Below are 24,651 nucleotides of genomic sequence, written 5' to 3'. Positions count from 1 at the left end.
TCCTGGCCGCCGGGCTGGCGGCGTCTGCCTGTGGAGACGGTGTAAGACCTCAACGGGAGTCTTCCCGGACGGGGCGGTCGTCGGTGAAGCAGGAATCCCAGCGGGCGACCGCTGGAATCCCCCGCCTTTAGGCGGGGGAGGAAGTCAACGACTGGTCCAACGCGGGGGTGACCCGGGCCTGGACTGGGGCGTCTCCGCGATGATCCTCGCCCAGGTCGCCGTCGGCGACGAAGCGCTCGCCGAGCCCGCCCGCACGATGCTGACCGCCCTGCTCGCCGACCCGTCCCACCTCACCGAGGCGGGCCTGACCGAGGCCCGGAGGCGACGCGCGGACAACCCGACGATGAGCCGCCGGGAGGTCGAACTGCTCGGTGCGGCAGAGGACTTGATCCGCTCGGTCGTGACTTAGGGGTCCTTTCACTATGCCCGTCCGGGTCGCGCGGCCTGGCACCGACGCAGGCGCGCTCGGCGAGGAGACGGTCGAGGGGGTCCATGGGGTCGTTGGTATCAATGGCCACCTAGGTGGCGCGACCGTTTTGCACGGCCAGGAGGTCATCTTTACAAGGCCAGGTACGTCACCGGCTCGCTCCCCGCCACCGCCTCCGCCCGCCCCAGTTTCACCAGGCGCCGCAGATGGGCCTCCGCCTCCGAGACGGCGATGTTCCGCGAGCCGTACGGGATCTGGGTCCAGGGGCGGTTCCACTCCATGCGCTCGGCGAGCTGCCAGGGGGTCAGGGGCTCGGCCAGGAGAGCGAGCAGGCCGGTGAGGCGGTCCTCGTGGTGGGTGAGCAACTCCCGTACCCGGGAGACCGCGTCGGTGAACGGGTGCTGGTGGGCGGGGAGGACCTCGGCCGGGGCGAGGCGGCCGACGCGTTCCAGGGAGTCGAGGTAGTCGCCGAGGGGGTCGGTGACCGTGGTGTCGTCGGGATCCTCGTACAGGCCGATGTGCGGGGTGATCTCGGGGAGCAGGTGGTCGCCGGAGAACAGGCGTCCGTGGCCCGGGAGTCGGGCGGGATGCTCCTCCTCCAGGTGCAGGCAGACGTGGCCGGGGGTGTGGCCCGGCGTCCAGATCGCGCGCAGCCGGCGGCCGGGGAGGGGGAGGAGTTCGCCGGGGACGATCTCGCGGTCGGGCAGGACGGGGGCCAGGCCGGGGACGGAGCGTGGCCAGGCGGTGCGCATCGGCGCCAGGTGTTCCTCGGGGGCGCCGGCGGCTTCGAGTTTGGCGGTCATGTAGGTGAGCCAGCGTTCGGGGCGGGTGGAGCGGGTCCGCCGGACGATCGCGCCGTCCGCCTCGTGCATCGCGATCCACGCGCCGGACGTCTCCCGCACCCGGCCGGACAGGCCGTGGTGGTCGGGATGGTGGTGGGTGATCACCACACCGTGGATCTCGGCGGGGGAGGTGCCGCAGGAGGTCAGTCCCTCGGCGAGGGTGTCCCAGGAGGCCGGGTCGTCCCAGCCGGTGTCGATCAGTACCGGTCCGCGGCCGGTGTCGACGACGTACACGAGGGTGTGGCCGAGGGGGTTGTCCGGGATGGGGACCTTGAGGGAGCGGACGCCGCCGCCATGGTCGTACACCTGCGTCATGGAGTCCCCAATCGCCGTGTTCGGTCACTATAACTAGAACGCGTTTCGATGGGAGCCCTGGTCGACCTTCTTGGCGTGATGGTCGGCGTCCCGCCCGTGGACTCCTCCCGGTGGAACTGGTATCAGTGGCCATATCTGATGAACCGTCAGACAAGCAGTCGCTCCGGGGAGGCAGTCGCCATGACCGAGCTCGTGGAACACGGACAGCTGTTCATCGGCGGGGAGTTGACCGACCCCTTGGGCAAGGACGTCATCGAGGTCGTCTCGCCGCACACCGAGGAGGTCATCGGGCGGGTGCCGCACGCCTCGACGGCGGACGTGGACCGGGCCGTCGCCGCCGCGCGGAAGGCGTTCGACGAGGGGCCCTGGCCGCACACGACCCTCGACGAGCGGATCGAGGTGGTCGGGCGGATCAAGGACGCGATCGCCGTACGGCACGAGGAGATCGCACGTGTGATCTCGTCCGAGAACGGGTCGCCGTACTCGTGGAGCGTCCTCGCGCAGGCCCTCGGCGCGATGATGGTGTGGGACGCGGCGATCACGGTGGCGCGGAACTTCACCTACGAGGAGACGCGCGACGGAGTCCTCGGCCGCATCCTCGTGCGGCGCGAGCCGGTCGGGGTCGTCGCCGCCGTGGCCCCCTGGAACGTGCCGCAGTTCGTGGCCGCCGCCAAGCTCGCGCCCGCCCTGCTCACCGGCTGCACGGTGGTGCTGAAGCCGTCACCCGAGTCACCCCTCGACGCGTACATCCTCGCCGACATCGCGCGCGAGGCCGGACTGCCGGAGGGCGTCCTGTCCATCCTCCCGGCGGACCGCGAGGTCAGCGAGTACCTGGTCGGACACCCCGGCGTCGACAAGGTCTCCTTCACCGGCTCGGTGGCGGCCGGCAGGCGCGTGATGGAGGTCGCCGCGCGCAACCTCACGCGCGTGACCCTGGAGCTGGGCGGCAAGTCGGCGGCGGTGGTCCTGCCGGACGCCGACGTCCGGACGGCGGTCGCGGGGATCGTCCCGGCGGCCTGGATGAACAACGGGCAGGCGTGCGTGGCCCAGACCCGCATCCTGCTGCCGCGAGCGCGCTACGACGAGTTCGCCGAGGCCTTCACGGCGGCGGCGGGCGCGCTGGTGGTCGGTGACCCGCTGGACCCGGCGACCCAGGTGGGCCCGCTGGTGGCGAGGCGGCAGCAGCAGCGCAACCTCGACTACATCCGCATCGGCCAGGAGGAGGGCGCGAAGATCCTCACCGGCGGCGGGCGTCCGCCCGGCCTGGACCGCGGCTGGTACGTCGAGCCGACCCTCTTCGGCGACGTCGACAACTTCATGCGGATCGCCCGCGAGGAGATCTTCGGCCCGGTCATCTGCCTGCTCCCGTACGGCGACGAGTCCGAGGCCGTGAAGATCGCGAACGACTCCGACTACGGGCTCAGCGGCAGCGTGTGGACGGCCGACGTCGCCCGCGGCGTCGAGGTCGCCCGCCAGGTCCGCACCGGCACCTACTCGGTGAACACCTTCAGCCTCGACATGCTCGGCCCGTTCGGCGGCTACAAGAACTCCGGGCTGGGGCGGGAGTTCGGGCCGGAGGGCTACGGCGAGTACCTCGAGCACAAGATGATCCACCTGCCGGCGGGCTGGGAGGGCTGAGAGACCATGGGCGACCGCTGGCAGATCGAGGTCGACCGCTCCCTGTGCATCGGCTCGGCCCAGTGCCTCCACCACGCCCCGGACGGCTTCCGCCTCGACACGGGCCGCCAGTCCCACCCCGTCGCCCCCGAGACCGACGCCAACGAGAGGATCCTCGCGGCGGCGGAGAGCTGCCCGGTCGAAGCGATCATGATCACGCTGCTGGGGAGCGGGGAGCCGGTGTTCCCTCCGGAGGATTAGCGGTTTCGTGCGAAACTCCGCCTCGGACATGGCGAGGTGGGAGAGCGATGCGTGCGGTGGGGGCGGCTGTGGCCGCGTGTGGGGCGGCCGTGCTGCTGACGGCGTGCGGCGGCGGGGGAAGCGGTGACGCGGCCGAGGGGAGCCGCGGATCGGCGGGGGCGGGGGGGGGGGGGGGGGGGGGGGCGGCAGGGAGGGGGGGGGGGGGAGTGGGGGGGGGGGGGGGGGGGGGGGGGGGGGGGAGGGGGGGGGGGGGTGCCCCCCCCCCCCCCCCCCCCCCGGTGCGGGGGGATGTCCGGGCTGCGGCCGCCGCCGGGGACTTCGGACGGCCGCGGTTCGTCGACGACACACGTGCTCCGGGCGCGGGCCGCTGCTCGGTGTTCGCCGGGGTGCGGACCCACGCGAAGCCGGACCGGAAGGCCGTCGCCGCACTCGTTGCCGAGCTGAAGGCCCGCGGGTGGCACGAGCTGATGCGGACTGCGGATCCCGGCGGCGAAGGCTGGACGCTGGAGAAGGAGAACTGGTCCCTCATCGTCCTGGCGGGAGCGATGACGAAGGAACAGGTCGCGGCGGCCCAGCCCCCCGGAGGGGCGGAAGACGCCGAGGCGTTCAGCGGCCTGTACCTCTCCGGCCTCGGGCGGGACTGCGGTGCGGCCTCCGCTACTCCAGCGCCCTAAAAAATCATGATTCAGGCGGTTCTGTCATGGAATAAAAGTCCTATCCTGGGAAGTGGCCTACGGGACGAGTGAGGGAGTTCGACCGGAGTAGCCGACTGTGGCGAGACGCTTCGGCATCCGCCGTTGCCGACGTCGACGGTCGGGCTGAGAGGCCGGAAGGCAGTGGTCGGGCCGGAAGGCGACCCCCAGCACCTGATCCGGGTAATACCGGCGAAGGGAACCCGTCTCGTAGGTCCTTTCGCGCGCCTATCGGGTGTCGCGCTCCGGGTCCGTCAGGTCGATCAGCCGGCACACCGTCTCGATGTCGATCTTCACCTGGGCGATGGAGGCACGCCCCGACAGCCAGGTGATCAAGGCCGAGTGCCAGGTGTGCTCGATGACCCGGACCGCGGACAACTGCTCCGGCGTCGGATTCTCCAGACCCATCGCGTCCAGGACGATCACCGTGGTCTGCCGGGAGACCTGGTCGACCTCCGGACTCACGCTGCGGTCCGCGAACGTGAGGGCGCGGACCATCGCGTCCGCCAGATGCGGCTCACGCTGCAGCGCGCGGAAGGCCCGCATCAGCGTCTCCGCCACCCGCTCCGCCGCCGTCTCGCCCGTCGGCGGCTTCTTCCGCAGCGTGCCGTGCATGTGCTCCAACTGGTCCTGCATCGTGGCGACCAGCAGATGGACCTTGGACGGGAAGTAGCGGTACAGCGTGCCCAGCGCCACCTGCGAGGACTCGGCGACCTCCCGCATCTGCACCGCGTCGAAACCGCCCCGGCTGGCCAACTGGGCGCTCGCGTGCAGAATGCGCCGCCGACGCGCCTCCTGCCGCTCGGTGAGCGGCGCCGAGTCGGACCGCGCGGTACTGGCATCCACCTTGGCCATCTGGTTCACCTTGGCTTCCGCAGGCATGGGTCCCGCTCCGTGACAGTCGGTGAGGGCGAGTGATCGCACAGCATGCCAGGGGGTGCCGGTCGTGGCGTGAATCACCTGATCCACCGCTCACCGGGCCCCTACCTGCCGGTAGATTCAGAGCCTCTTGAACGATCAAGTCTGAAACTTGTTCTAGATTAGCGTCCCGGCGTAATCTCGCGGGACAGTGCAGGCAGAAGGGGGCCCAGAGTGACCGCTGAGGCCAGTCAGCCGGGGCCCTCGGAGGGACCCGACACCGACGGCGAGCGACCGCTCCGCATCGCACTCCTCACATACAAAGGGAACCCGTTCTGCGGGGGACAAGGCGTCTACGTACGGCACCTCGCACGCGAGCTGGCCCGCCTGGGCCACACCGTCGAGGTCATCGGCTCCCAGCCCTACCCGGTCCTCGACGAGGGCCACGACGACCGCCTGAGCCTCACCGAGCTGCCCAGTCTCGACCTCTACCGGCATCCCGATCCCTTCCGCACCCCGAAGCGCGGCGAGTACCGCGACTGGATCGACGCCCTCGAGGTCGCCACGATGTGGACCGGCGGCTTCCCCGAGCCGCTCACCTTCTCGCTCCGCGCCCGCCGCCATCTGCGCGCCCGGCGCGGCGAGTTCGACGTCGTCCACGACAACCAGACACTCGGCTACGGCCTGTTGGGCGACGTCGGCGCCCCGCTGGTCACCACGATCCACCACCCCATCACCGTGGACCGCCGGCTGGAGCTGGACGCGGCGCAGGGCCTGCGGCGCAAGTACTCCATACGCCGCTGGTACGGCTTCACACGCATGCAGAAGCGCGTGGCCCGCCGCCTGCCTTCCGTGCTCACCGTCTCCGGCACCTCGCGCCAGGAGATCGCCGACCATCTCGGCGTACGCGACGACCGCATCCACGTCGTCCACATCGGCGCCGACACCGACCTGTTCGCCCCGGACCCCTCGGTGCCCGTCGTGCCGGGCCGGATCGTGACGACGTCCAGCGCCGACGTGCCGCTCAAGGGCCTCGTCTTCCTCGTCGAGGCGCTGGCGAAGGTACGCACCGAGCGCCCCGACGCCCACCTCGTCGTCGTCGGCAAGCGGCCCGCGGAGGGACCCGTCGCCCAGGCGATCGAGCGGTACGGCCTCGAAGGATCCGTCGAGTTCGTCAAGGGCATCACGGACGCCGAACTCGTCGACCTGGTGCGCTCGGCGGAGGTCGCGTGCGTGCCGTCGCTCTACGAGGGCTTCTCCCTGCCGGCCGCCGAGGCCATGGCCACCGGAACACCGTTGCTGGCCACGACCGGCGGCGCGATCCCCGAGGTCGCCGGCCCGGACGGCGAGACCTGTCTCGCGGTACCGCCGGGAGACTCCGGCGCGTTGGCGGAGGGCCTGAGCCGCCTGCTGTCCGACCCGGAGCTACGAGCACGACTGGGCGCGGCCGGCCGTGAGCGCGTACTGGCCCGCTTCACCTGGGCCCGCGCCGCACAGGGCACGGTCGCCCGCTACCGGGAGGCCATGGCCCGCTCCGCGGGCGAGGCCGCCCCCGCGGTCCCCGCCCCGAGCCGCTCCGCGCCCACGCCACCCGGCCGCTCCGCGGCCCCCGAAGTTGCCGACGTTGTATCCGATCGCGAAAGCAGGGCCACGTGCTGACCGTCGACTTCTCCCGGTTCCCGCTCGCCCCGGGCGACCGCGTCCTGGACCTCGGCTGCGGCGCGGGCCGGCACGCGTTCGAGTGCTACCGGCGCGGCGCCCGGGTCGTGGCGCTCGACCAGAACGCCGAGGAGATCCGCGAGGTCGCCAAGTGGTTCGCGGCGATGAAGGAGGCGGGGGAGGCCCCGGAGGGCGCCACCGCGACGGCCATGGAGGGCGACGCCCTCGCGCTGCCCTTCCCCGACGAGTCCTTCGACGTCGTCATCATCTCCGAGGTGATGGAGCACATCCCCGACGACAAGGGTGTACTCGCCGAGATGGTGCGGGTGTTGCGGCCCGGCGGCCGGATCGCCGTCACCGTCCCGCGCTACGGCCCCGAGAAGGTCTGCTGGACGCTGTCCGACGCCTACCACGAGGTCGAGGGCGGCCACATCCGCATCTACAGGGCGGACGAGCTGCTGGCGAAGATCCGTGAGGCGGGCCTCAAGCCGTACGGCTCCCACCACGCCCACGCGCTGCACTCGCCGTACTGGTGGCTGAAGTGCGCGTTCGGCGTCGACAACGACAAGGCGCTGCCGGTGCGGGCGTACCATAAGCTGCTGGTCTGGGACATCATGAAGAAGCCGCTCGCGACCCGGGTCGCCGAGCAGGCGCTGAACCCGCTGATCGGCAAGAGCTTCGTGGCGTACGCGACCAAGCCGCACCTGCCGCGTCTCGCCGGGACCGAGGTGGCCGCCAAGTGACCACCCCCCGGACAGAACACCTCGTCCTGCCCGGGGTCCTCACCGCGGAGGAGGCCGCCGCGACCGTCGCCGGCATCCTCGCCGTGCAGCGGGAGGACGGGGCGATCCCGTGGTTCCGGGGACACCACCTGGACCCGTGGGACCACACCGAGGCCGCGATGGCCCTGGACGCGGCGGGCGAACACGAGGCCGCCGAGCGGGCGTACACGTGGCTGGCGCGACACCAGAACGAGGACGGCTCCTGGTACGCGGCGTACGCCGACGGCGCCCACGACGACGTCACCGACAAGGGCCGGGAGACGAACTTCGTCGCCTACATAGCCGTCGGCATCTGGCACCACTACCTCTCCACCGGCGACGACATGTTCCTCGACCGGATGTGGCCGACGGTCTACGCGGCGATCGAGTTCGTCCTCCGACTCCAGCAGCCCGGCGGGCAGATCGGCTGGAAACGCGAGGACGACGGCACGCAGACCGCGGACGCCCTGCTGACCGGCTCCTCCTCGATCCACCACGCGCTGCGGTGCGCGCTCGCCATCGCCGAGCAGCGCGAAGAGCCCCAGCCGGACTGGGAGTTGGCGGTCGGCGCGTTGCGGCACGCGATCCGCCGCCACCCGGAGCGGTTCCTCGACAAGGACCGCTACTCGATGGACTGGTACTACCCGGTGCTGGGCGGCGCGCTCACCGACGCGGAGGCCAAGTCCCGCCTGGAGGCGGACTGGGAGCGCTTCGTCGTCCCCGGCCTCGGGGTGCGCTGCGTCGTGCCCAACCCGTGGGTCACCGGCGGCGAGTCGGCCGAACTCGCCATCGCCCTGTGGGTGGTGGGCGAGTCCGACCGCGCGCTGGAGATCCTCCAGTGGATCCAGCACCTGCGGGACCCGGAGTCCGGCCTGTACTGGACGGGTTTCGTCTTCGAGGACAAGGCCGTCTGGCCGCGGGAACTGACCACGTGGACGGCCGGCTCCCTGCTCCTCGCGGTCGCCGCGCTGGGCGGCGACGAGGCGACCTGCTCGGTCTTCAGCGGCGACCGCCTGCCGAGGGGCCTGGACCCGGACTGCTGCGACTGAGGGGTCCTTTCACTATGAGCGACCCGGACGGGCATAGTGAAAGGACCCCTGAGCACGTCCGGGCCCGCTCAGTGCCGGTGTACGCGGTTGGCGATGGCGTGGCCGACGAAGAGGTAGACGACGGCGGCCAGACCGTAGCCCGCGACGACCCGCGCCCAGGCTTCGTCGAACGTGAAGAGGTCGTGGGACCAGCCGGCGAGCCAGCGGGCTGCGTCGTGGATGAACTGCACGAAGTCGTTCGCGCGGTTCGCGTCCATCAGATACATCAGGATCCACAGGCCCAGGATGAAGGCCATGATGTCGGCGACGACGGCGATGACCGTGCCGGCCTGGTTGGAACCGTTGCGATATCGAGGGGACATGCCCATCGGATTGCCGCTCAACCCTGGATGAAACCTCAACCGGCCCGACCGGGCACGTCATGGGCGTTCGTCATGCAGGTTCCTTTCGTTCAACTGGACTTCGATCTATGGTCGTTCGGGGGTAAGGAGCGTCGTCGACGATCCTGGCCCACCCTGGGGGGAGGACGCCGGTGTCCCTGAACAGACCCGCTCCGCTGGAGCCTCGTCTGGCCGTCACCAGACCCGCGCGCGGCCGCCTGCGCAGAGCTCTGGCGGTCGCGCTGCCCGTCCCGGTCCTCGGCCTGGTGCTGCTGATGACGTCGGGACATCTGCTACTGCCGGTGCAGAACGTCGTCACCATCGAGGCCAAGATGGCCTCCAAGCGGGACTTCTTCGAGGACCCCGAAGTCGAACGGCTGCTGCTGAAGCACGGCTTCCGGGTGCACATCACCCGCATGGGCTCCCGGGAGATCGCCAACCAGGACGTCAAGGGCTACGACGTCGTCTTCCCGTCCGGCCAGCCCGCCGCCGACCTGATCACCCGCGAACGCGCGGCGGCCGACCGCCCCGTGACGAACTACCGCCCCTTCGTCAGCCCCATCGTGCTGGCCACCTACCGGGGCTACGCGGAGGCCCTGCGAGGCGCGGGCGTGGCCGAGCGCCTGCCCGGCCCGGGCGGCCGGCATCTCTACTACACCCTGGACATGGCGGAATTCCTCGAGCTGACCAGGTCCGGGAAACGCTGGGACGACATCGGCATCTCCCGGCAGGGCGTCCGCAACGGCAACAAGATCCTCGCCCAGTCCTCCGACATCTGCGAGGCCAACTCCGGCGCCACCTACCTCGGCCTGGTCGCCTTCGTGGAGGGCGGCAACGACGCCCCGGACACCGAGGCGGAAGCGGAGAAACTCGCCGGCCGTATCAAGCCCCTCCTCGTCGAACAGGGCCTGCCCTCCTCGGAGAAGGCCGAGACCTACCTGTCCGCCGACGGCAAGGGCATCTCACCGATCGCCGTGATCTACGAGCACCAGTTCCTGGCCCACCAGATCCAGTACGAGGCCGAACACGGCACCCCCGACACCGAACGCGTCCTGCTCTACCCCTCCACCCGCTTCGTCACCGAGCCCCAGCTCGTCGCCCTCACCCGGGACGGTGACCGGCTCGGCGACCTCGTCGCCAACGACCCCGAACTCCAGCACCGCGCCATGGAGCTGGGGTTCCGCGTGCGTGACTCAGGCAGCGACGCGACCGGCGACGGGCTGGCCGACTTCCTCGGCGAGCGGAACATCCCCGCACCCGTCACCTCCGCCGACGACACCAAGGCCGTACTGCCCCGGCTGCCCCTGCTGGAGCGGATGATCCAGATCGTCGGCGACTGCCCGCCCGCCGAGGGCGCCGAGTGAGGGGCAAGGCAGCACTTCTGACGGTGTGCGCGGTCCTGGTCACCACTCTGCTGTCCGCCTGCACCGGCGACGGCGACGGCGAACGCGTCCGGCTGCGCGTCCTCGCCGGCCCCGATCTCGCCGTGCTCGCCCCGCTCCTCGACGAGCTGGCGGACGAGACCGGCGTCGACCTCGACCTCGACCCCCGGGCCGACGCGGAGACCCTGCTCGCCGCGTCCCGCACCGGATACGACCTCGCCTGGCTCTCCTCCGACCGCTATCTGCGGCTGCGCGACAAACGGTCCACCCAGGGGATGCAGCGCACGCCGACCATGACGTCCCCCGTCGTCATCGGCCTCACCCCCGACACCGCCCGCACCCTGGCCGCGGACGTACCCGGCTCCCGGCTCACCTGGGCGGACGTCGCCGACGCCGCCGCGCGGGGCGAGGTCCGCTTCGGCATGGCCGACCCCCGCAACGCGGGCAGCGGGCTCGCCGCCCTGGTCGGCGTGGCCACGGCCGCCGCCGGCACCGGCGCCGCCCTGCGCACCGAGGACGTCTCCTGCGACCGGCTGCGCGGTTTCCGCTCCGGCCAGAGTCTCACCGCGGCCACCTCACCCGACCTCGTCGACTCCTACGTCACCCACCAGGACCGGGCCGACGCGCTGATCGCGTACGAGTCCGACCTGCTCGCCCTCAACGCCTCGGGACGGCTGAAGGAGAAACTGACAGTCGTCCGCCCCGAGGACGGCATGGTCCTGTCCGACTTCCCCCTCCTCCTGCTCGACCCGTCCCGCCGCGCCGCCTACGACAAGGTCACCGAGTGGCTGCGGCGCGACGCCGTGCAGGAGAAGATCATGCACAGCACCCAGCGCCGCCCGGTCAGTGCCACGGTGCCCCGGGACGCCCCCCTGCGCGCACCGATCGGCAACGCCCTCTACTTCCCCGACCAGCCGGCCGTACTGGACCGCCTGCTGGCCAACTACGGCGACCCGCAGCACCGCACCGCAGGCCAGGTCGTCTTCCTGCTCGACTTCTCGGGCTCGATGCGCGGCCCCCGCATGGCCGCCCTGCGCGAGGCGTTCGCCGGGCTCAGCGGTGCGGACTCCTCGGCGACGGGCAAGTTCACCCGCTTCTACCGGGGTGAGCGCCTGACCGTCGTACGGTTCGGCGGTCGTGTCCTGGAGGAGAGGACGGTCACCGTCAACGGCCCGAAGGACCTGGACGCGCTCTCCGACACCGTCGCCCGCGGCGGCTACGGCGACGGCACCGCCGTATGGTCCGCCCTCGACCACGGCTACCGCACCGCCGCCGACGCCGTCGCCGCCGACCCCGGACGTTCCGTCTCCGTGGTCCTGATGACGGACGGCGAGAACAACGCGGGCCTGTCCTACCCGCAGTTCGTCCGCCACTACGAGGCGCTGCCCGACGCGGCACGCCAAGTCCCCACCTATTCCATCCACTTCGGCGAGGCCGACGCGGGCGAACTGCGGCGCGCGGCGGCGCGGACCGGTGGGCGGATGGTGGACGCGGACGACTCGTCCCTTTCCGAGGCTTTCAAGGAGATCCGTGGCTGTCACTGATGGACTGTGGTGGAGCGTGTGGTGGCCGTGGATGACGCTCTGGCTGGTGACGGCAGCGGGCCTCGTGGTGCTCGCCGTCGTCCTGCTGGTCCACGCCCGCGAGGCCCGCCGGCGGGCGGCGGCACGGCAGACGGCGTACAGCATCTGCTTCTACCTGGACGGGAAGTCCGTCATGGACCTCTACCAGGTCAGCCACTACAGCGAGGCGCTCGAACAGGCGGTGGAGCACCGCACCAACGTCAACACCAGCGTCGGCTTCCTCGGCAAGCTCATGCCGTGGACCGTCAAGGCCGGCCGGGACGTCACCCAGGAGAAGTTCACCAAGTACGTCCAGAAGAACGAACCCATCAACGTCATAGGGATGCTGATGGACGCCCTCGACCGGGCCGACGCCATCGTCCACGCCGACCTGCGCACGGGCGACGTACGGCCCAACCGGGCTCTCACCGACGCCCTCGACGGCGACACCCGGATCGCGCTGAGCGACATCGACGAGTTCGTCTCGGTGCGGGGCCGCTTCCTGATGGACCCGGACACCTCGCAGGGCATCGTCCTGCGCGCCGCGTACAGCGATCCACAGGCACCGCCGTACGTCAGGGTCGTCGGCGCCCGTGAGGGCCTGCGGCGCGAGACCATCCCGGAGGGCACCTTCACCGCCCGCTGCCTGGGCAAGATGACCGGCTGGCGGCAGGACACCGGCGAGGTGACGCTGGAGGCGATCGCGATCTTCCGCTGACCACCGACGTTCTAGGAGTTGAGCTCGGCCAGCACCCGCAGCGTGTGCCGGTCCGGGTTCATCGCCAGCAGGTCCGTCACCGGCCCCTTGCGCCACGACTCCAGCCGTTCCGCGATGCGTTCGCGCGGTCCGACGAGGGAGATCTCGTCCGCGAACGCGTCCGGCACGGCGAGCACGGCCTCCTCCCGGCGGCCGGACAGGAACAGCTCCTGGATCCGCCGCGCCTCCTCCTCGTACCCCATGCGCGCCATCAGGTCGGCGTGGAAGTTGCGGGCCGCGTGCCCCATCCCGCCGATGTAGAAGCCGAGCATCGCCTTGACGGGGAGCAGCCCTTGGGCGACGTCGTCGCAGACCCTCACCTGCGCCATGGGCGCCACGAGGAAGCCCTCGGGGAGGCCGGCCACCGCCTCCCCGTACACCTCGGGCCGGCTCGGCGACCAGTACAGCGGCAGCCAGCCGTCGGCGATCTTGATCGTCTGCGCCACGTTCTTCGGCCCCTCGGCGCCGAGCAGGACCGGGAGGTCCGGGCGGAGGGGGTGGGTGATGGACTTGAGCGCCTTGCCGAGGCCGGTGCCGTCGGCGCCCCGGTAGGGGTGGGAGTGGAAGCGGCCGTCCAGCTCGACCGGCCCCTCCCGCCCGAGGACCTGGCGTACGACATCGACGTACTCCCGGGTCGCGGTCAGCGGCGACCTCGGGAACGGGCGGCCGTACCAGCCCTCGACGACCTGCGGGCCGGACAGCCCGAGCCCGAGCATCATGCGGCCCCCGGAGAGGTGGTCCAGGGTGAGGGCGTGCATGGCCGTCGTGGTCGGGGAGCGGGCCGCCATCTGCGCCACCGCCGTACCGAGCCTGATGCGGGAGGTCTGCGCGGCGATCCAGGTCAGCGGGGTGAACGCGTCCGATCCCCACGACTCGGCCGTCCACACGGAGTCGTAGCCCAGCCGCTCCGCCTCCCGCACGAGCGGAACATGGTCCGGGTCGGGGCCGCGGCCCCAGTAGCCGAGGGTGAGACCGAGCCGCATAGCTGCCTCCTGATGGGGCGTCAGCCGAGGGGAGACTGTACGACAACGGCCCCCCGCCCGGAAGGGCGAGGGGCCGCAGGTCGAGAACGGGATCAGCCGCGCTGGATCCCCGAGGTGTCCTGCAGCACGCCACGACGACCGTCCTGGGTCTGCGCGACCAGCGCCCCGCCGCGCTGCTCGACCGCCAGGTACCAGGTGCCGGGGGCGAGTTCGGCGATCGGTGCCGACGAGCCGTCCTCCGCGAACAGCGGCCGCGGCACCGGCACGGCGAACCAGAACGGCGAGAAGTCCGGCGCCGGCGGCTGAGCCTGCCCCTGCTGCGGCGGCTGAGGCTGCTGCGGCTGCGCGCCGAAGGGCTGACCGGGCTGCGGCTGGGCACCGTACGGCTGCTGCTGCTGCTGCGGGGGCTGGGCGCCGGGGTAGCCGTAACCGCCGGGACCACCGGGGGGCTGGGCGCCGTAGGGCTGGGGGGCGGCCGGCTTGGGGGCGGGGATGAGGGCGGCCTGCAGGGCGGGGACCAGGGGGGTGGCGACGGCGGCGCCGGCCAGCAGCAGCGCGCCGATCAGACCGAGGATGAGGCCACCGCCGGTGCTGATGTCCGCTCCACCGAGTTCGTCGCTGAACGCGCCCAGCGGGTCGATGATCGTCCAGAACGAGGTCCATGCGGCGAAGATCGACAGTGCGACACCCAGCTGCCCCAGGTCGAGCCCGACGACCTTGCGCGGCTGCGGGAGTGCGCGGGAGACGACGATCAGGGCCGCCCCGATGATGCCACCGATGTACAGGCTCATCACCAGGCCGAGGTTTTCCCAGGCGTTGGGGATGTCGCCGCCACCGCTGTCGCTGGAGTACGTGTCGAGGAACGACGCGATGAACAGCAACACCGCTGCTCCGATCACCACGCCGTCGCCTCGAGTGAGGGAGCGGATATTCACTTCAGGGTCCTTCGTAGGTCGTCTCGTCGTCGGTAGAGGCGTCGCTGTCACCATGTCGCCGTCAGGCCCTGGTGTGAAGCGCGGGGGTGGCCCCTCATCGTGGGGACGACACTATCGTCCGCCAGAACAGGGTGTCCGCCCGGATCAGCGCACCGATCACTACCCGCGCAGGAAACTCACGATTCCGTCAGAGATCCCTTGCGCCGCCTTCTGCCGCCACGCACCACTGGTCAGCAGTGCCGCGTCCTTGTTATCGCGCATGTTGCCGCACTCGACGAACACCTTGGGAACCGTTGACAGATTGAGACCGCCCAGGTCCGTGCGGGTGTCGAGTCCGGTGCCGTCTCCGATGTAGTTGGAGGGCGCGCTGCCCGTGGCGCGTACGAAGTTGCCCGCGATGCGCTCGCCGAGTCCGCGCGAAGGGCCCACGATCGCACGGGTGTCGGCGGCGCCCGCGTGCACGCTCCCCGGCAGGATGACGTGGAAGCCGCGGTTGCCGGCCGCGGAGCCGTCCGCGTGGACCGAGACGACGGCGTCCGCGTGCGCCGCGTTGCCGATCCGGGCGCGCTCGTCCACGCACGGGCCGTAGGGCCGGTCGCCGTCCTGGGTCAGTTTCACCGTGGCGCCCTGAGCCTGGAGGAGGGTGCGCATCCGGTGGGCGACATCGAGGGTGAACTCGGCTTCCGCGTAACCGGAGTTGGTGGCCGTCCCGGTGGTGTCGCACTCCTTCGCGTTCGTGCCGATGTCCACCTTGCGGTTGATCTCGGCGGTGTGCCGGAAGTTGCCCGGGTTGTGGCCCGGGTCGATGACGACGACCTTGCCCTTGAGGGGGCCGGTGGCGGCGGGCGCGGAGGTGGTGGGGGCCGCGCTCGGGCCCGGCTGCTTGGCGTCGTCGGGGGCGGAGGACGTCGGCGCGGATGCCCTCGGGGAGGCCGACGCGCTCGACGACGAGGGTGTCCCGACCGCCCCCGCCGATGCTCCTTCGTCGGATCCGCCCACCGCCTCGTACACCAGCCAGCCGAGCAGCGCGCCCGGCACGAGTGCGGCGACCGCGACGGTCAGGGGGCCGCGCCGGGAGCGGCGGGGCCGGGGAGGTTCGAAGTCCGGGCCTACGTACGACACGACTGCCACCTTACGGGCCGGCCACCTGCTCCGCGGACCCCGGCACACCGCGGAGCAGGGGCCCTTGGGGCGCTGCGGCGGCGATCGTGGACCGGGGTCAGAGTCCTGGCCCGGTGCGCCTCAGCACCCGCAGCGAGTCCGTCACCGAGACCTCGGTGAAGGCACCGGACGCCAGGGCCCGGAGGTAGAGGCGGTAGGGGGCCTGGCCGGTGAACTCGTCCACCGGGTCGGGGAACACGTCGTGGATGACGAGCAGCCCGCCCTCGGCGACGTGGGGCGCCCAGCCCTCGTAGTCGGCGTTCGCGTGCTCGTCGGTGTGGCCGCCGTCGATGAAGACCAGGCCGAGGGGGGTGCCCCAGACCTTGGCGACCTGCGGGGAGCGGCCGACCAACGCCACCACGTGCTCCTCGAGACCGGCGCGGTGCAGCGTGCGGCGGAAGGCCGGCAGGGTGTCCATCAGGCCGATCTCGCGGTCGACCGTCTCCGGGTCGTGGTACTCCCAGCCCGGCTGCTGCTCCTCGCTGCCCCGGTGGTGGTCGACGGTGAGCGCCGTGACGCCGGCCTCGCGGGCCGCGTCGGCGAGCAGGATCGCGGACCGCCCGCAGTACGTGCCCACCTCGAGGAGCGGCAGGCCGAGCCGACCGGCCGTCACGGCCGCCGCGTACAGGGCGAGGCCCTCACCGGCGGGCATGAACCCCTTCGCGGCCTCGAAGGCGGCCAGGATCTCGGGCTTGGGGGCCGCGGGCATGGGGGTCCTTTCGGTCGTACGTCCTTCCGGGCGCCCATGGTGCACCACGCCCCCCGTCCCGACGCACCACACCCCCCGTCTCGTGGGCGACGGGGGGTGCGGTGCCTCATCAGGACGGAGGGGCGTGCGGGGGGATCGTCAGGCGGAGACGGTCTCGCCCGGCAGCGACAGGTCCAGGGCGACCGCGCGCTCGTCGCCCGAGTGGGTCGCCGCGGAGGCGAGCGGGCCGTGTCCGGCGGCCTTGGCGGCCACGACGTACGGGCCCTGGACCGGGACGGCGAGGGTGTAGCTGCCGTCCTCGGCGGAGAGGGTCGCGCCGGCCTGACGGCCGCGGCGGTCGATCAGGGTGACCTTGGCGCGGGCGACGGGAGTGCCGGCGGCGTCCAGGACCCGGCCCCGGAAGCCGCGCAGCATTTCCTCGGCGCGTTCGAGCACCGCGTCCTCCTCGCTGCTCGCGCGCAGCTGCGGCTTGGCCGCCGGGCGGTTGCGGGGCAGGAGGAGCGCCATGACGAGGCCGACCGCGACCGCGCCGGTCGCGATCAGGAAGGAGACGCGGAAGCCGTGCATGGTCGGGACCGCGACGCCGTTCACGTTGTTCGCGGTGTTGGCGAGGACCATGCCGATGACGGCGCTCGACACCGACGTCCCGATGGAACGCATCAGCGTGTTCAGGCCGTTCGCGGCGCCCGTCTCCGACGCCGGGACCGCGCCGACGATCAGTGCGGGCAGGGAGGAGTAGGCGAGGCCGATGCCCGCGCCCAGGATGACGGCGATGACGAGGCTCTGCCAGGGGGCGCTCATCAGGCCGAGGCCGGCGCCGTAGCCGATCGCGATGATCAGCATGCCGAGGATCAGGGTGACCTTGGGTCCGTACTTGGCCGACAGGCGGGCGTAGACGGGGGCCGTGACCATCATGGTCAGGCCGAGGGGTGCGACGAGCAGGCCCGCCACGACCATCGACTGGCCGAGGCCGTAGCCGGTGGACCTGGGCAGCTGGAGGAGCTGGGGCAGGACCAGCGAGACGACGTAGAACGAGACGCCGACCATGATCGAGGCGAGGTTGGTGAAGAGCACCGCCGGGCGGGCCGTGGTGCGCAGGTCCACGAGGGGGGCCTTCAGGCGCAGCTCCATCACGCCCCACAGGACGAGCACGACGGCGGACGCCCCGAACAGGCCGAGCGTGGTCCCGGACGTCCAGCCCCAGTCGCTGCCCTTGGTGATGGGCAGGAGGAAGAGGACGAGGCCCGCGGAGAGACCGATCGCGCCCGCGACGTCGAAGGTGCCCTTGGCGCGCATCGGGGACTCGGGCACGACGAGGAGGGTGAGCGCGATGGCGAGGGCGCCGAGGCCGGCGGCACCGTAGAAGAGGGCGTGCCAGTCGGCGTGCTGGGCGACCAGGGCCGCGGCGGGCAGGGCGAGGCCGCCGCCGACGCCGATCGAGGAGCTCATCAGGGCCATCGCCGAGCCGAGCTTCTCGCGGGGCAGCATGTCGCGCATCAGGCCGATGCCGAGCGGTATCGCGCCCATCGCGAAGCCCTGGAGGGTACGGCCCGCGATCATCGTGAGCAGGTCGCTGGTGAGGGCGCTGACCAGCGCGCCGACGACCATCACCGAGAGGCTGAAGATCAGCATGCGCCGCTTGCCGTACAGGTCGCCGAGGCGGCCCATGATCGGGGTGGCGACGGCGCCGGAGAGCAGGGTCGAGGTCAGCACCCAGGTGGCGTTGCTCGGCTCGGTGTCCAGCAGCTGCGGCAGGTCCTTGATGACCGGCACGAGCAGGGTCTGCATCACCGCGACCACGATGCCCGCGAAGGCGAGCACCGGGACCACGGCGCCGCTCGCCCTGCGTACGGGTTGGTCGGTCGACGTGTGCGTCATGGAGTGGGGCCTCCAGGCCGGTGGTTCGGATGGTCCCGTGCGGGATACGTGCAGGGTGAACCCCGTGCGCCTGGGCAACTATTCCAGTGCTTCGGCCTCCTAACGATTTCTTTGTCTTCTCTTGGCACTGGGGGGACCAGGGGGGACTAGGCCGAAATGCCGATGCAGGGGGAGCGGGTGGTTGAGAGCATGACAGTCATGCTCGGAGCCGCTGACGTCACCCGCATGTCCCCTCGCCGCACCGCGCCGCCGACCTGGCTGGTCCTCGCGCTCGCGTGTGCCGGACAGTTCCTGGTCGTGCTCGACGTGTCCGTCGTGAACGTGGCACTCCCGTCGATGCGGGCCGACCTGGGGCTGAGCCAGCAGGGGCTCCAATGGGTGGTCAACGCCTACGCCATCGCCTTCGCCGGCTTCATGCTGCTCGGCGGGCGGGCCGGTGACCTCTACGGCCGCAAGCGGATGTTCCTGGTCGGGCTCGGCCTGTTCACCGTGGCCTCGCTGGCCGGCGGACTCGCCCAGGAGGGCTGGCAACTGCTGGTGGCGCGCGCCGCGCAGGGGCTCGGTGCGGCGGTGCTCGCGCCCGCGACGCTGACGATCCTCACGTCCGCCGTCCCGGAGGGTGCCGCACGCGCGCGGGCCATCGCGACCTGGACGGCGGTCGGCGCGGGCGGCGGGGCGGCCGGCGGGCTGGTCGGCGGGGTCCTGGTGGACGTCCTGTCGTGGCGTTGGGTGCTGCTGATCAACGTGCCGGTGGGGGTGGTGGTGCTCCTCGGCTCCGTGGTGTGGCTGGTCGAGGGAAGGGCGGGGGACGGACGGCGACTCGACCTGCCGGGCGCGCTGCTGGTGACGGCCGGGCTCGCCACCCTGGCCTACGGCATCTCGCAGACCGAGGCCGAGGGGTGGACGGCGGCGGCCGCCCTGGTACCGCTGCTGGCCGGGCTCGCGCTGATCGGGTGCTTCCTCGCCGTCGAGGCCCGTACGGCGGCTCCGCTGATGCCGCTCGCACTGCTCGGGGTGCGGGCCGTGGCGTCCGCGAACGTGGCGATGTTCCTGTGCGGCTCCGCCATGTTCTGCATGTGGTTCTTCATGACGTTGTACGCGCAGAACGTGCTCGGCTACTCGCCGCTGGACGCCGGTCTCGCGCTGGTGCCGAGCTCCCTGGCCGTGGTCGTCGGCTCCAAGCTCGCGCCGCGCTTCATGCGGCGGGCCGGGGCGCGTGCCGTGGCGGTGCTCGGGACCCTGGTCGCGGTCGCCGGGTTCGGCTGGCAGTCGACGATGACCGCGGACGGGGCGTATCTCACCACCATCATGATCCCGGGCATCCTGATGATGCTGGGCGCGGGCCTGGCCGCGACGCCGCTCGCCGCGCTGGCCACGGCGGGGGCGGCGCCGGGGGAGGCCGGGCTGGTGTCGGGGCTGGTCAACACCTCGCGCACGATGGGCGGTTCGCTGGGGCTCGCGGTCATGTCGACGATCGCGGCGGCCCGCACGGCCGGGCGCGGCTCTCCCGAGGCGCTGACGGAGGGGTACGCGCTGGCGTTCCGGGTGGGGACCGGGGTGCTGGCCGGCGGGGTGGTGCTGATGCTGCTGTGGCTGCCGCGGAGAGCCGCCGTGGAGTGAGCGGGCGGCAGCGGCGCCCGCCCGGAGAGGCCACGGCACACCTGCTCCGGCCATCGAGCTGACACTCCGTCAGGAGCCTTCACAACTGTGGGGCGCTGGGCTATACAGGGGGCGCCGGACTGGAACGCGTTCTAGGTCGGCCCCGTGTCGACCTCGGTGCGGCCGACGGTGCGGACGGCCGCACCGAGGTCTCTGAGCCCTCAGGAGCAGGGAGCCCCATGCCCATCGACGCAGCCAAGGCCCTGGCCGCCGAACCCCGTTCCGGCGAGATCGCCTGGACCGCGAAGGACGTCCAGCTGTACCACCTGGGCATCGGCGCGGGCATCCCCGCCACCGACCCCGACGAGCTGCGCTACACCCTGGAGTCCCGGCTGCACGTCCTGCCGAGCTTCGCCACCGTGGCGGGCGCCGGCTCGCCCGGGGTGATCAGCGGTCTGTCCATGCCCGGCGTCGACGTCGACCTGGCGCGCGTCCTGCACGGCGGCCAGAGCCTGGAGATCCACCGCCCCCTGCCGGTCGAGGGCACGGCCACCGCGACCTCCCGCATCGCCGGCGTGCACGACAAGGGGAAGGCGGCCGTCCTCGTGATGCGCACCGAGGTCGCCGACGCCGACGGCCCGCTGTGGACCAACGACGCCCAGATCTTCGTCCGCGGAGAAGGCGGCTGGGGCGGCGACCGCGGCCCCTCGGCCCGCCTCGAACCGATCGACGCCGAGCCCGACCGCGTCGTCGAGCGGCCCGTCCGCGAGGACCAGGCCCTGCTCTACCGCCTCTCCGGCGACCGGAACCCACTGCACGCCGATCCGGAGTTCGCCAAGGTCGCCGGGTTCGAGCGCCCCATCCTGCACGGGCTGTGCACGTACGGCATCACGCTCAAGGCGGTCGTCGACACGCTGCTCGGCGGGGACGTGACCCGGGTGCGCGGGTACGCCACCCGGTTCGCCGGGGTCGTGTACCCGGGCGAGACCCTGCGCGTGCGCATGTGGCGGCAGGAGGGGGTCGTGCGGGTCGCCGTGCACGCGGTCGAGCGGGACGACGCCCCGGTCCTCGCCGACACCGTCGTCGAACACTCCTGAGCCACCGAGCCAACGGCCACCGAGTCAACGGGCCACCGAGCCACCAGCCTCTCGAGGGGAGCCGCACCATGCGCGCAGCCGTACTGCACGAGATCGGCCAGGACAAGCTGGAGGTCCTCGACGACGTCGAGGCGGTGGGCTTCGGCCCCGGCCGGGCGAGGATCCGGGTGCGGGCCACCGGGCTGTGCCACTCGGACCTGTCCGCGATGGGCGGCGTACTCCCGCAGCCGGCGCCGTTCGTGCCCGGCCACGAGGGCGCCGGGGAGATCCTCGAAGTGGGGGAGGGCGTCAGCCACGTCAAGCCCGGCGACCGGGTCGTCGTCTGCTGGCTGCCCGCCTGCGGTGTCTGTCCCGCCTGCAAGCGCGGCCAGACCCAGCTGTGCCTGGCCGGGTTCATGAACGCGGGCACCCCCAACTTCAGGCGCCCCGGCGGTGACCTCTTCGGCTTCGCCGGCACCGGCACCTTCGCCGAGGAGGTCGTGGTCGACGCCGGCTGTGCGGTGCCGATACCCGACGACGTGCCCTTCGACATCGCCGCGCTCATCGGCTGCGGGGTCACCACCGGACTGGGGGCGGCGCTCAACACCGCGGACGTGGAGGCGGGTTCGTCGGTCGCCGTCATCGGCTGCGGCGGGGTCGGCATCTCCGCGATCCAGGGCGCACGCCTCAAGGGCGCCGCCGAGATCGTCGCGGTCGACCCGGTCGCCTCGCGCCGCGAGTCCGCGCTCCGGTTCGGGGCCACCAGGGCCGTCTCCCCCGACGAACTGGCCGACGCCAAGCAGCAGGTCACCGCTGGTGAGGGCTTCGACTACGTCTTCGAGGTCGTCGGCCGCTCCGCCACCGCCCGCACGGCGTACGACACCACGCGGCGCGGCGGCACCCTGGTCGTCGTCGGCGCCGGAGCCATGGACGACCACCTCCAGCTCAACATGTTCGAGCTGTTCTTCGACGAGAAGCGGATCCTGCCGTCGATGTACGGCGGCGGGGACGTGCTGCGCTCCTACGAGCGGACCATCGCCCTGTGGCGGGCCGGCCGCGTCGACCTGGACGGCCTGATCACCCACCGGGTGCCGCTGAGCGAGATCAACGAAGCGCTCGACCAGATGCGGACGGGGACGGCTCTGCGCACCTGCATCGAGATCTGAGGAACCGGTATGTCACTGCCACTCGAAGGGCTCTGTGCCATCGTCACCGGCGCGGGCCGCGGCCTCGGCCGGGCCGAGGCGCTGGAACTGGCCCGGCTCGGCGCGGCCGTCGTCGTCAACGACTTCGGGCAGCCCGGCCGGGACGGCTCGGGCGAGGCCTCCACCGCCCCGGCCGAACAGGTCGCCGCCGAGATACGAGCGGCGGGCGGAAGGGCGCTGGCCCACACCGGCGACGTCTCCGACTTCCGACAGGCCGGTGTACTGGTCGAGTCGGCGACCGGCGAGTTCGGCCGGCTGGACATCCTGGTCAACAACGCGGGCATCCTGCGCGACCGCATGGTGTTCTCCATGACCGAGGACGAGTGGGACGCGGTGATCCGCGTCCACCTCAAGGGTCACTTCAACACCACCCACTTCGCGGCCGCGCACTGGCGCGAGCGGTCCAAGGCGGTGGGCGGGCCGGTGTACGGGCGGATCGTGAACACGTCGTCGGAGGCGTTCCTGGCCGGGTCCGCCGGCCAGCCCAACTACGCGGCGGCGAAGGGAGGCATCGTCGGGCTCACCACGTCGACGGCCCTCGCGCTCGCCAAGTACGGCGTGACCGCCAACGCCATCTGCCCGCGCGCCCGCACCCGGATGACCGAGGACGTCTTCGCCGGGTTCGAGCAGCCCGCCGACGGACTGGACCCTCTCGCCCCCGAGCATGTCGCGCCGCTCGTCGGCTACTTGGTCTCGCCCGCCGCCGCACGGGTCAACGGCCAGCTGATCGTCGTACACGGCGGCATGGTGGCGATCGTCGAACGGCCGCGCGTACAGGCCAGGTTCGACAGCAAGCAGGACACCTTCACGTACGACGAACTGGACGCGCTGCTCACCCCGCACTACGCGCAACGGCCGCAGGGGGAGACCTTCGCGGCGGCGGAAGTGCTGGGGCTGCGGCGCTCCTGACGCTGGGCGGGGCCGGGTCCTGCGGTTCGGACGGCCCCGGCCATGGCGGCGAGCTCGGAACGGCCGCGGCCCGCGTCCGGGACGCCGATCTCCACCGTGTTCACGCCGGCGTGCGCGCTGCGGACGTCCGTCACCAGGGCGCGGACGCGTAAGGGGTCCTTTCACTATGCCCGTCCGGGTCGCGCGGCCTGGCACCGCACCTCGCCGCGTTGCCGAAACGCCCACGTGGCTCCTCCCCCACGCTCGAACAACCTCGCGCGGGGGGACCCCCATCGCGGCCGCTCCGGCGCCTTGCGATGCACGGCACCCGACCACGCGACCTGATCGGACGCTCATAGTGAAAGGACGCGTAAGCGGGCGCCGTCCGTGCCGGCGACCGGAGCGTGGTCGGCGTGGCCGCCGTCCGCGAGTGCAGCCGGTGGCCGCCCCCGGGCGACGCGGGGGCGTGGTCGAACGCGCGGCTCCGTACGACGGTTTCGGCGGGCAGCGAGTCCAGCAGGAGGTCCCGCAGGTCATCGCGGTCGACCTCGGGGCGGGTCAGCGGGGCGTCGTCCGGGGTGTCCTGGCGCAGCAGGAGCGTGCCGTCCGGTTCCGGCAGCCGCAGCCTGTCCCCTCGGGACGGGCGACCGCGTGGAAGGCCCCCTCCGGCCCGGCCTCGCGCAGGGCACGCCGGCCGCCCTCCGGGTGCAGGTCGAGCATGCCGCTCTGGCCGTGGGCGGCGCGGGAGGAGGTACTGCTCACAGGTCGGGACCTCGGCCTTCTCCATAGGGCTGCTGCCGTTTCGATAGGGCGCCTACTTCCATACGGCGTATCGATCGACATGGCGTATCGTTTATGGCCTTGGTAAAGGCGGGGGGAGATGAGGTCCGATGGTGGTACGCAAGGATGGCGACAGTGAGTCCACGCTGGTCTGGGCGCGCCCGGAACCGCCGGACCGGCCGGCGCCGGCCCCGCTGAGCCGGGACCGGATCGTCCGGGCGGCGATCGAACTCGCCGACGGGGACGGACTGGACGCCGTCTCGCTGCGCAAGGTCGCCGCGATGCTCGACGCCGGCCCGATGCGGTTGTACCGCTACCTGTCCACCAAGGAGGAACTCCTCGACCTCATGGTGGACGCCGTGTACGGCGAGATTCCCCGGGCGGACCCGGCCGACGGAGACTGGCGGGACGCCCTGCGCTCCTTCGCGCACGGCATGCGGCAGGCCGCGCTGCGCCACGAGTGGTTCGCCGACCTGCTGGGGCGGCGGCCCCACCTCGGCCCCGAGGCGCTGGCCAACCTGGAGGCATCCCTGGCGGCCCTGGACGCGGCGCTGTCGACCGGCGACATCGACTCCGTGATCCAGGCCCGCGACGCGGTCAACGCCTATGTGATCGGCGCGCTGCGCAGCGAGATCACCGAGCGCCGTACCGAGCGGGCGACCGGCCTGGACGAGCGCCAGTGGCAGGTCGCCTCCAGCTCGTACCTCAACCAGGTGCTGGCCACCGGCCGTTATCCCACGCTGGCCAGGGTGGTCTCCGATGCCGGCGACCGCGATGCGAAGGCCAAGTTCGACACGGGCCTCGATTTTCTGCTGGACGGCATCGCAGCCCGCCTCGGCGTCTGAGCGCACTCCTCCGCGTCGGATCGCCCCTCT

The 24,651-nt window shown here is 71.9% G+C and carries 23 protein-coding genes and 2 pseudogenes; 16 read left to right on the top strand and 9 right to left on the bottom strand.

The window, feature by feature from the left end:
* Together ACZ5XS_RS18295 and ACZ5XS_RS18290 are read left to right on the top strand one after the other, a co-directional pair.
* A pseudogene (locus ACZ5XS_RS18295) lies at window positions 1-131 on the top strand (RNA-guided endonuclease TnpB family protein); the annotation flags it as partial.
* Between the two features lie 35 nt (window positions 132-166).
* Window positions 167-409, top strand: a pseudogene (locus ACZ5XS_RS18290) (phosphotransferase); the annotation flags it as partial.
* Window positions 410-558: 149 nt separating this feature from the next.
* Here ACZ5XS_RS18290 and ACZ5XS_RS18285 read toward each other — a convergent pair.
* On the bottom strand, window positions 559-1,584 hold the full coding sequence (locus ACZ5XS_RS18285) for an MBL fold metallo-hydrolase (protein ID WP_468652410.1): 1,026 nt from the start codon (window positions 1,582-1,584) through the stop codon (window positions 559-561).
* A gap of 180 nt (window positions 1,585-1,764) precedes the next feature.
* Between ACZ5XS_RS18285 and ACZ5XS_RS18280 the strand changes: the two genes are divergently transcribed.
* From ACZ5XS_RS18280 to ACZ5XS_RS18270, 3 genes are all read left to right on the top strand, one after another.
* On the top strand, window positions 1,765-3,222 hold the full coding sequence (locus ACZ5XS_RS18280) for an aldehyde dehydrogenase (protein ID WP_468652408.1): 1,458 nt from the start codon (window positions 1,765-1,767) through the stop codon (window positions 3,220-3,222).
* Between the two features lie 6 nt (window positions 3,223-3,228).
* Window positions 3,229-3,462, top strand: a complete 234-nt coding sequence (locus tag ACZ5XS_RS18275) for a ferredoxin (RefSeq protein ID WP_468652406.1) — start codon at window positions 3,229-3,231, stop codon at window positions 3,460-3,462.
* Window positions 3,463-3,740: 278 nt separating this feature from the next.
* Window positions 3,741-4,136, top strand: coding sequence for a hypothetical protein (locus ACZ5XS_RS18270; RefSeq protein ID WP_468652404.1), 396 nt, complete (start codon window positions 3,741-3,743; stop codon window positions 4,134-4,136).
* A gap of 246 nt (window positions 4,137-4,382) precedes the next feature.
* On the opposite strand, the gene ACZ5XS_RS18265 is transcribed toward ACZ5XS_RS18270, so the two are convergent.
* A complete protein-coding gene (locus tag ACZ5XS_RS18265) occupies window positions 4,383-5,036 on the bottom strand; it encodes a TetR family transcriptional regulator (protein ID WP_468652402.1) in 654 nt (217 codons plus the stop codon).
* Window positions 5,037-5,246: 210 nt separating this feature from the next.
* On the opposite strand from ACZ5XS_RS18265, the gene ACZ5XS_RS18260 reads away from it, so the two are divergent.
* Genes ACZ5XS_RS18260 through ACZ5XS_RS18250 form a run of 3 tightly spaced genes read left to right on the top strand, consistent with a single transcriptional unit; the run spans window position 5,247 to window position 8,481 of the window.
* Window positions 5,247-6,671, top strand: coding sequence for a glycosyltransferase family 4 protein (locus tag ACZ5XS_RS18260; protein ID WP_468652400.1), 1,425 nt, complete (start codon window positions 5,247-5,249; stop codon window positions 6,669-6,671).
* Window positions 6,665-7,414 carry a class I SAM-dependent methyltransferase gene (locus tag ACZ5XS_RS18255; protein WP_468652398.1) on the top strand — a complete coding sequence of 250 codons (750 nt, stop codon included), beginning with the start codon at window positions 6,665-6,667 and terminating at the stop codon, window positions 7,412-7,414. Before ACZ5XS_RS18260 ends, ACZ5XS_RS18255 begins: the two co-directional genes overlap by 7 nt.
* On the top strand, window positions 7,411-8,481 hold the full coding sequence (locus ACZ5XS_RS18250) for a prenyltransferase/squalene oxidase repeat-containing protein (RefSeq protein ID WP_468652396.1): 1,071 nt from the start codon (window positions 7,411-7,413) through the stop codon (window positions 8,479-8,481). The genes ACZ5XS_RS18255 and ACZ5XS_RS18250 overlap by 4 nt, the downstream gene beginning before the upstream one ends.
* A gap of 68 nt (window positions 8,482-8,549) precedes the next feature.
* Here the strand turns inward: ACZ5XS_RS18250 and ACZ5XS_RS18245 are convergent, their stop codons facing one another.
* Window positions 8,550-8,843: a hypothetical protein gene (locus ACZ5XS_RS18245; protein WP_468652394.1), complete on the bottom strand. Its 294-nt coding sequence runs from the start codon at window positions 8,841-8,843 to the stop codon at window positions 8,550-8,552.
* Between the two features lie 170 nt (window positions 8,844-9,013).
* Here ACZ5XS_RS18245 and ACZ5XS_RS18240 point away from each other — a divergent pair, with 170 nt between their 5' ends.
* The 3 genes from ACZ5XS_RS18240 to ACZ5XS_RS18230 are packed head-to-tail and all read left to right on the top strand — an operon-like array spanning window position 9,014 to window position 12,523.
* Complete coding sequence (locus tag ACZ5XS_RS18240; RefSeq protein ID WP_468652392.1) at window positions 9,014-10,225, top strand: hypothetical protein; 1,212 nt, start codon at window positions 9,014-9,016, stop codon at window positions 10,223-10,225.
* Complete coding sequence (locus ACZ5XS_RS18235) at window positions 10,222-11,787, top strand: vWA domain-containing protein (protein ID WP_468652390.1); 1,566 nt, start codon at window positions 10,222-10,224, stop codon at window positions 11,785-11,787. The genes ACZ5XS_RS18240 and ACZ5XS_RS18235 overlap by 4 nt, the downstream gene beginning before the upstream one ends.
* Entirely contained in the window at window positions 11,774-12,523 is a 750-nt protein-coding gene (locus ACZ5XS_RS18230; protein WP_468652388.1) for a hypothetical protein, read from the top strand. Before ACZ5XS_RS18235 ends, ACZ5XS_RS18230 begins: the two co-directional genes overlap by 14 nt.
* Window positions 12,524-12,534: 11 nt before the next feature.
* Here ACZ5XS_RS18230 and ACZ5XS_RS18225 read toward each other — a convergent pair whose 3' ends face one another.
* The 5 genes from ACZ5XS_RS18225 to ACZ5XS_RS18205 all read right to left on the bottom strand — a co-directional run bounded on the left by ACZ5XS_RS18225 (window position 12,535) and on the right by ACZ5XS_RS18205 (window position 18,228).
* Entirely contained in the window at window positions 12,535-13,545 is a 1,011-nt protein-coding gene (locus ACZ5XS_RS18225) for an LLM class F420-dependent oxidoreductase (protein ID WP_468652386.1), read from the bottom strand.
* 92 nt (window positions 13,546-13,637) lie between these two features.
* Window positions 13,638-14,480, bottom strand: a complete 843-nt coding sequence (locus ACZ5XS_RS18220) for a hypothetical protein (RefSeq protein WP_468652384.1) — start codon at window positions 14,478-14,480, stop codon at window positions 13,638-13,640.
* 159 nt (window positions 14,481-14,639) lie between these two features.
* Window positions 14,640-15,602 carry an N-acetylmuramoyl-L-alanine amidase gene (locus ACZ5XS_RS18215; RefSeq protein WP_468652382.1) on the bottom strand — a complete coding sequence of 321 codons (963 nt, stop codon included), beginning with the start codon at window positions 15,600-15,602 and terminating at the stop codon, window positions 14,640-14,642.
* 97 nt (window positions 15,603-15,699) lie between these two features.
* A complete protein-coding gene (locus tag ACZ5XS_RS18210) occupies window positions 15,700-16,350 on the bottom strand; it encodes a class I SAM-dependent methyltransferase (protein WP_468652380.1) in 651 nt (216 codons plus the stop codon).
* Between the two features lie 138 nt (window positions 16,351-16,488).
* Window positions 16,489-18,228 carry an MFS transporter gene (locus ACZ5XS_RS18205; RefSeq protein WP_468652378.1) on the bottom strand — a complete coding sequence of 580 codons (1,740 nt, stop codon included), beginning with the start codon at window positions 18,226-18,228 and terminating at the stop codon, window positions 16,489-16,491.
* Between the two features lie 189 nt (window positions 18,229-18,417).
* Between ACZ5XS_RS18205 and ACZ5XS_RS18200 the strand changes: the two genes are divergently transcribed.
* The 4 genes from ACZ5XS_RS18200 to ACZ5XS_RS18185 all read left to right on the top strand — a co-directional run bounded on the left by ACZ5XS_RS18200 (window position 18,418) and on the right by ACZ5XS_RS18185 (window position 23,017).
* Window positions 18,418-19,848: an MFS transporter gene (locus ACZ5XS_RS18200; protein WP_468652376.1), complete on the top strand. Its 1,431-nt coding sequence runs from the start codon at window positions 18,418-18,420 to the stop codon at window positions 19,846-19,848.
* A gap of 218 nt (window positions 19,849-20,066) precedes the next feature.
* The gene (locus ACZ5XS_RS18195; RefSeq protein WP_468652374.1) at window positions 20,067-20,924 is read left to right on the top strand and encodes a MaoC/PaaZ C-terminal domain-containing protein; all 858 of its coding nucleotides are present in this window, start codon (window positions 20,067-20,069) and stop codon (window positions 20,922-20,924) included.
* 68 nt (window positions 20,925-20,992) lie between these two features.
* A complete protein-coding gene (locus tag ACZ5XS_RS18190; protein WP_468652372.1) occupies window positions 20,993-22,069 on the top strand; it encodes a Zn-dependent alcohol dehydrogenase in 1,077 nt (358 codons plus the stop codon).
* 9 nt (window positions 22,070-22,078) lie between these two features.
* Window positions 22,079-23,017, top strand: coding sequence for a 3-oxoacyl-ACP reductase (locus ACZ5XS_RS18185; protein WP_468652370.1), 939 nt, complete (start codon window positions 22,079-22,081; stop codon window positions 23,015-23,017).
* A 537-nt stretch (window positions 23,018-23,554) separates the two neighbouring features.
* On the opposite strand, the gene ACZ5XS_RS18180 is transcribed toward ACZ5XS_RS18185, so the two are convergent.
* Window positions 23,555-23,758 (bottom strand): hypothetical protein, encoded by a 204-nt coding sequence (locus ACZ5XS_RS18180; RefSeq protein WP_468652368.1) that lies wholly within the window; start codon window positions 23,756-23,758, stop codon window positions 23,555-23,557.
* Between the two features lie 128 nt (window positions 23,759-23,886).
* On the opposite strand from ACZ5XS_RS18180, the gene ACZ5XS_RS18175 reads away from it, so the two are divergent.
* The gene (locus ACZ5XS_RS18175; RefSeq protein WP_468652366.1) at window positions 23,887-24,621 is read left to right on the top strand and encodes a TetR/AcrR family transcriptional regulator; all 735 of its coding nucleotides are present in this window, start codon (window positions 23,887-23,889) and stop codon (window positions 24,619-24,621) included.
* Window positions 24,622-24,651 lie beyond the last annotated feature (30 nt).

This window comes from Streptomyces sp. NPDC033131, from assembly GCF_055578365.1.
Note: the sequence above shows the minus strand (reverse complement) of the source record. Positions and strands in the feature narration are given on the sequence as shown.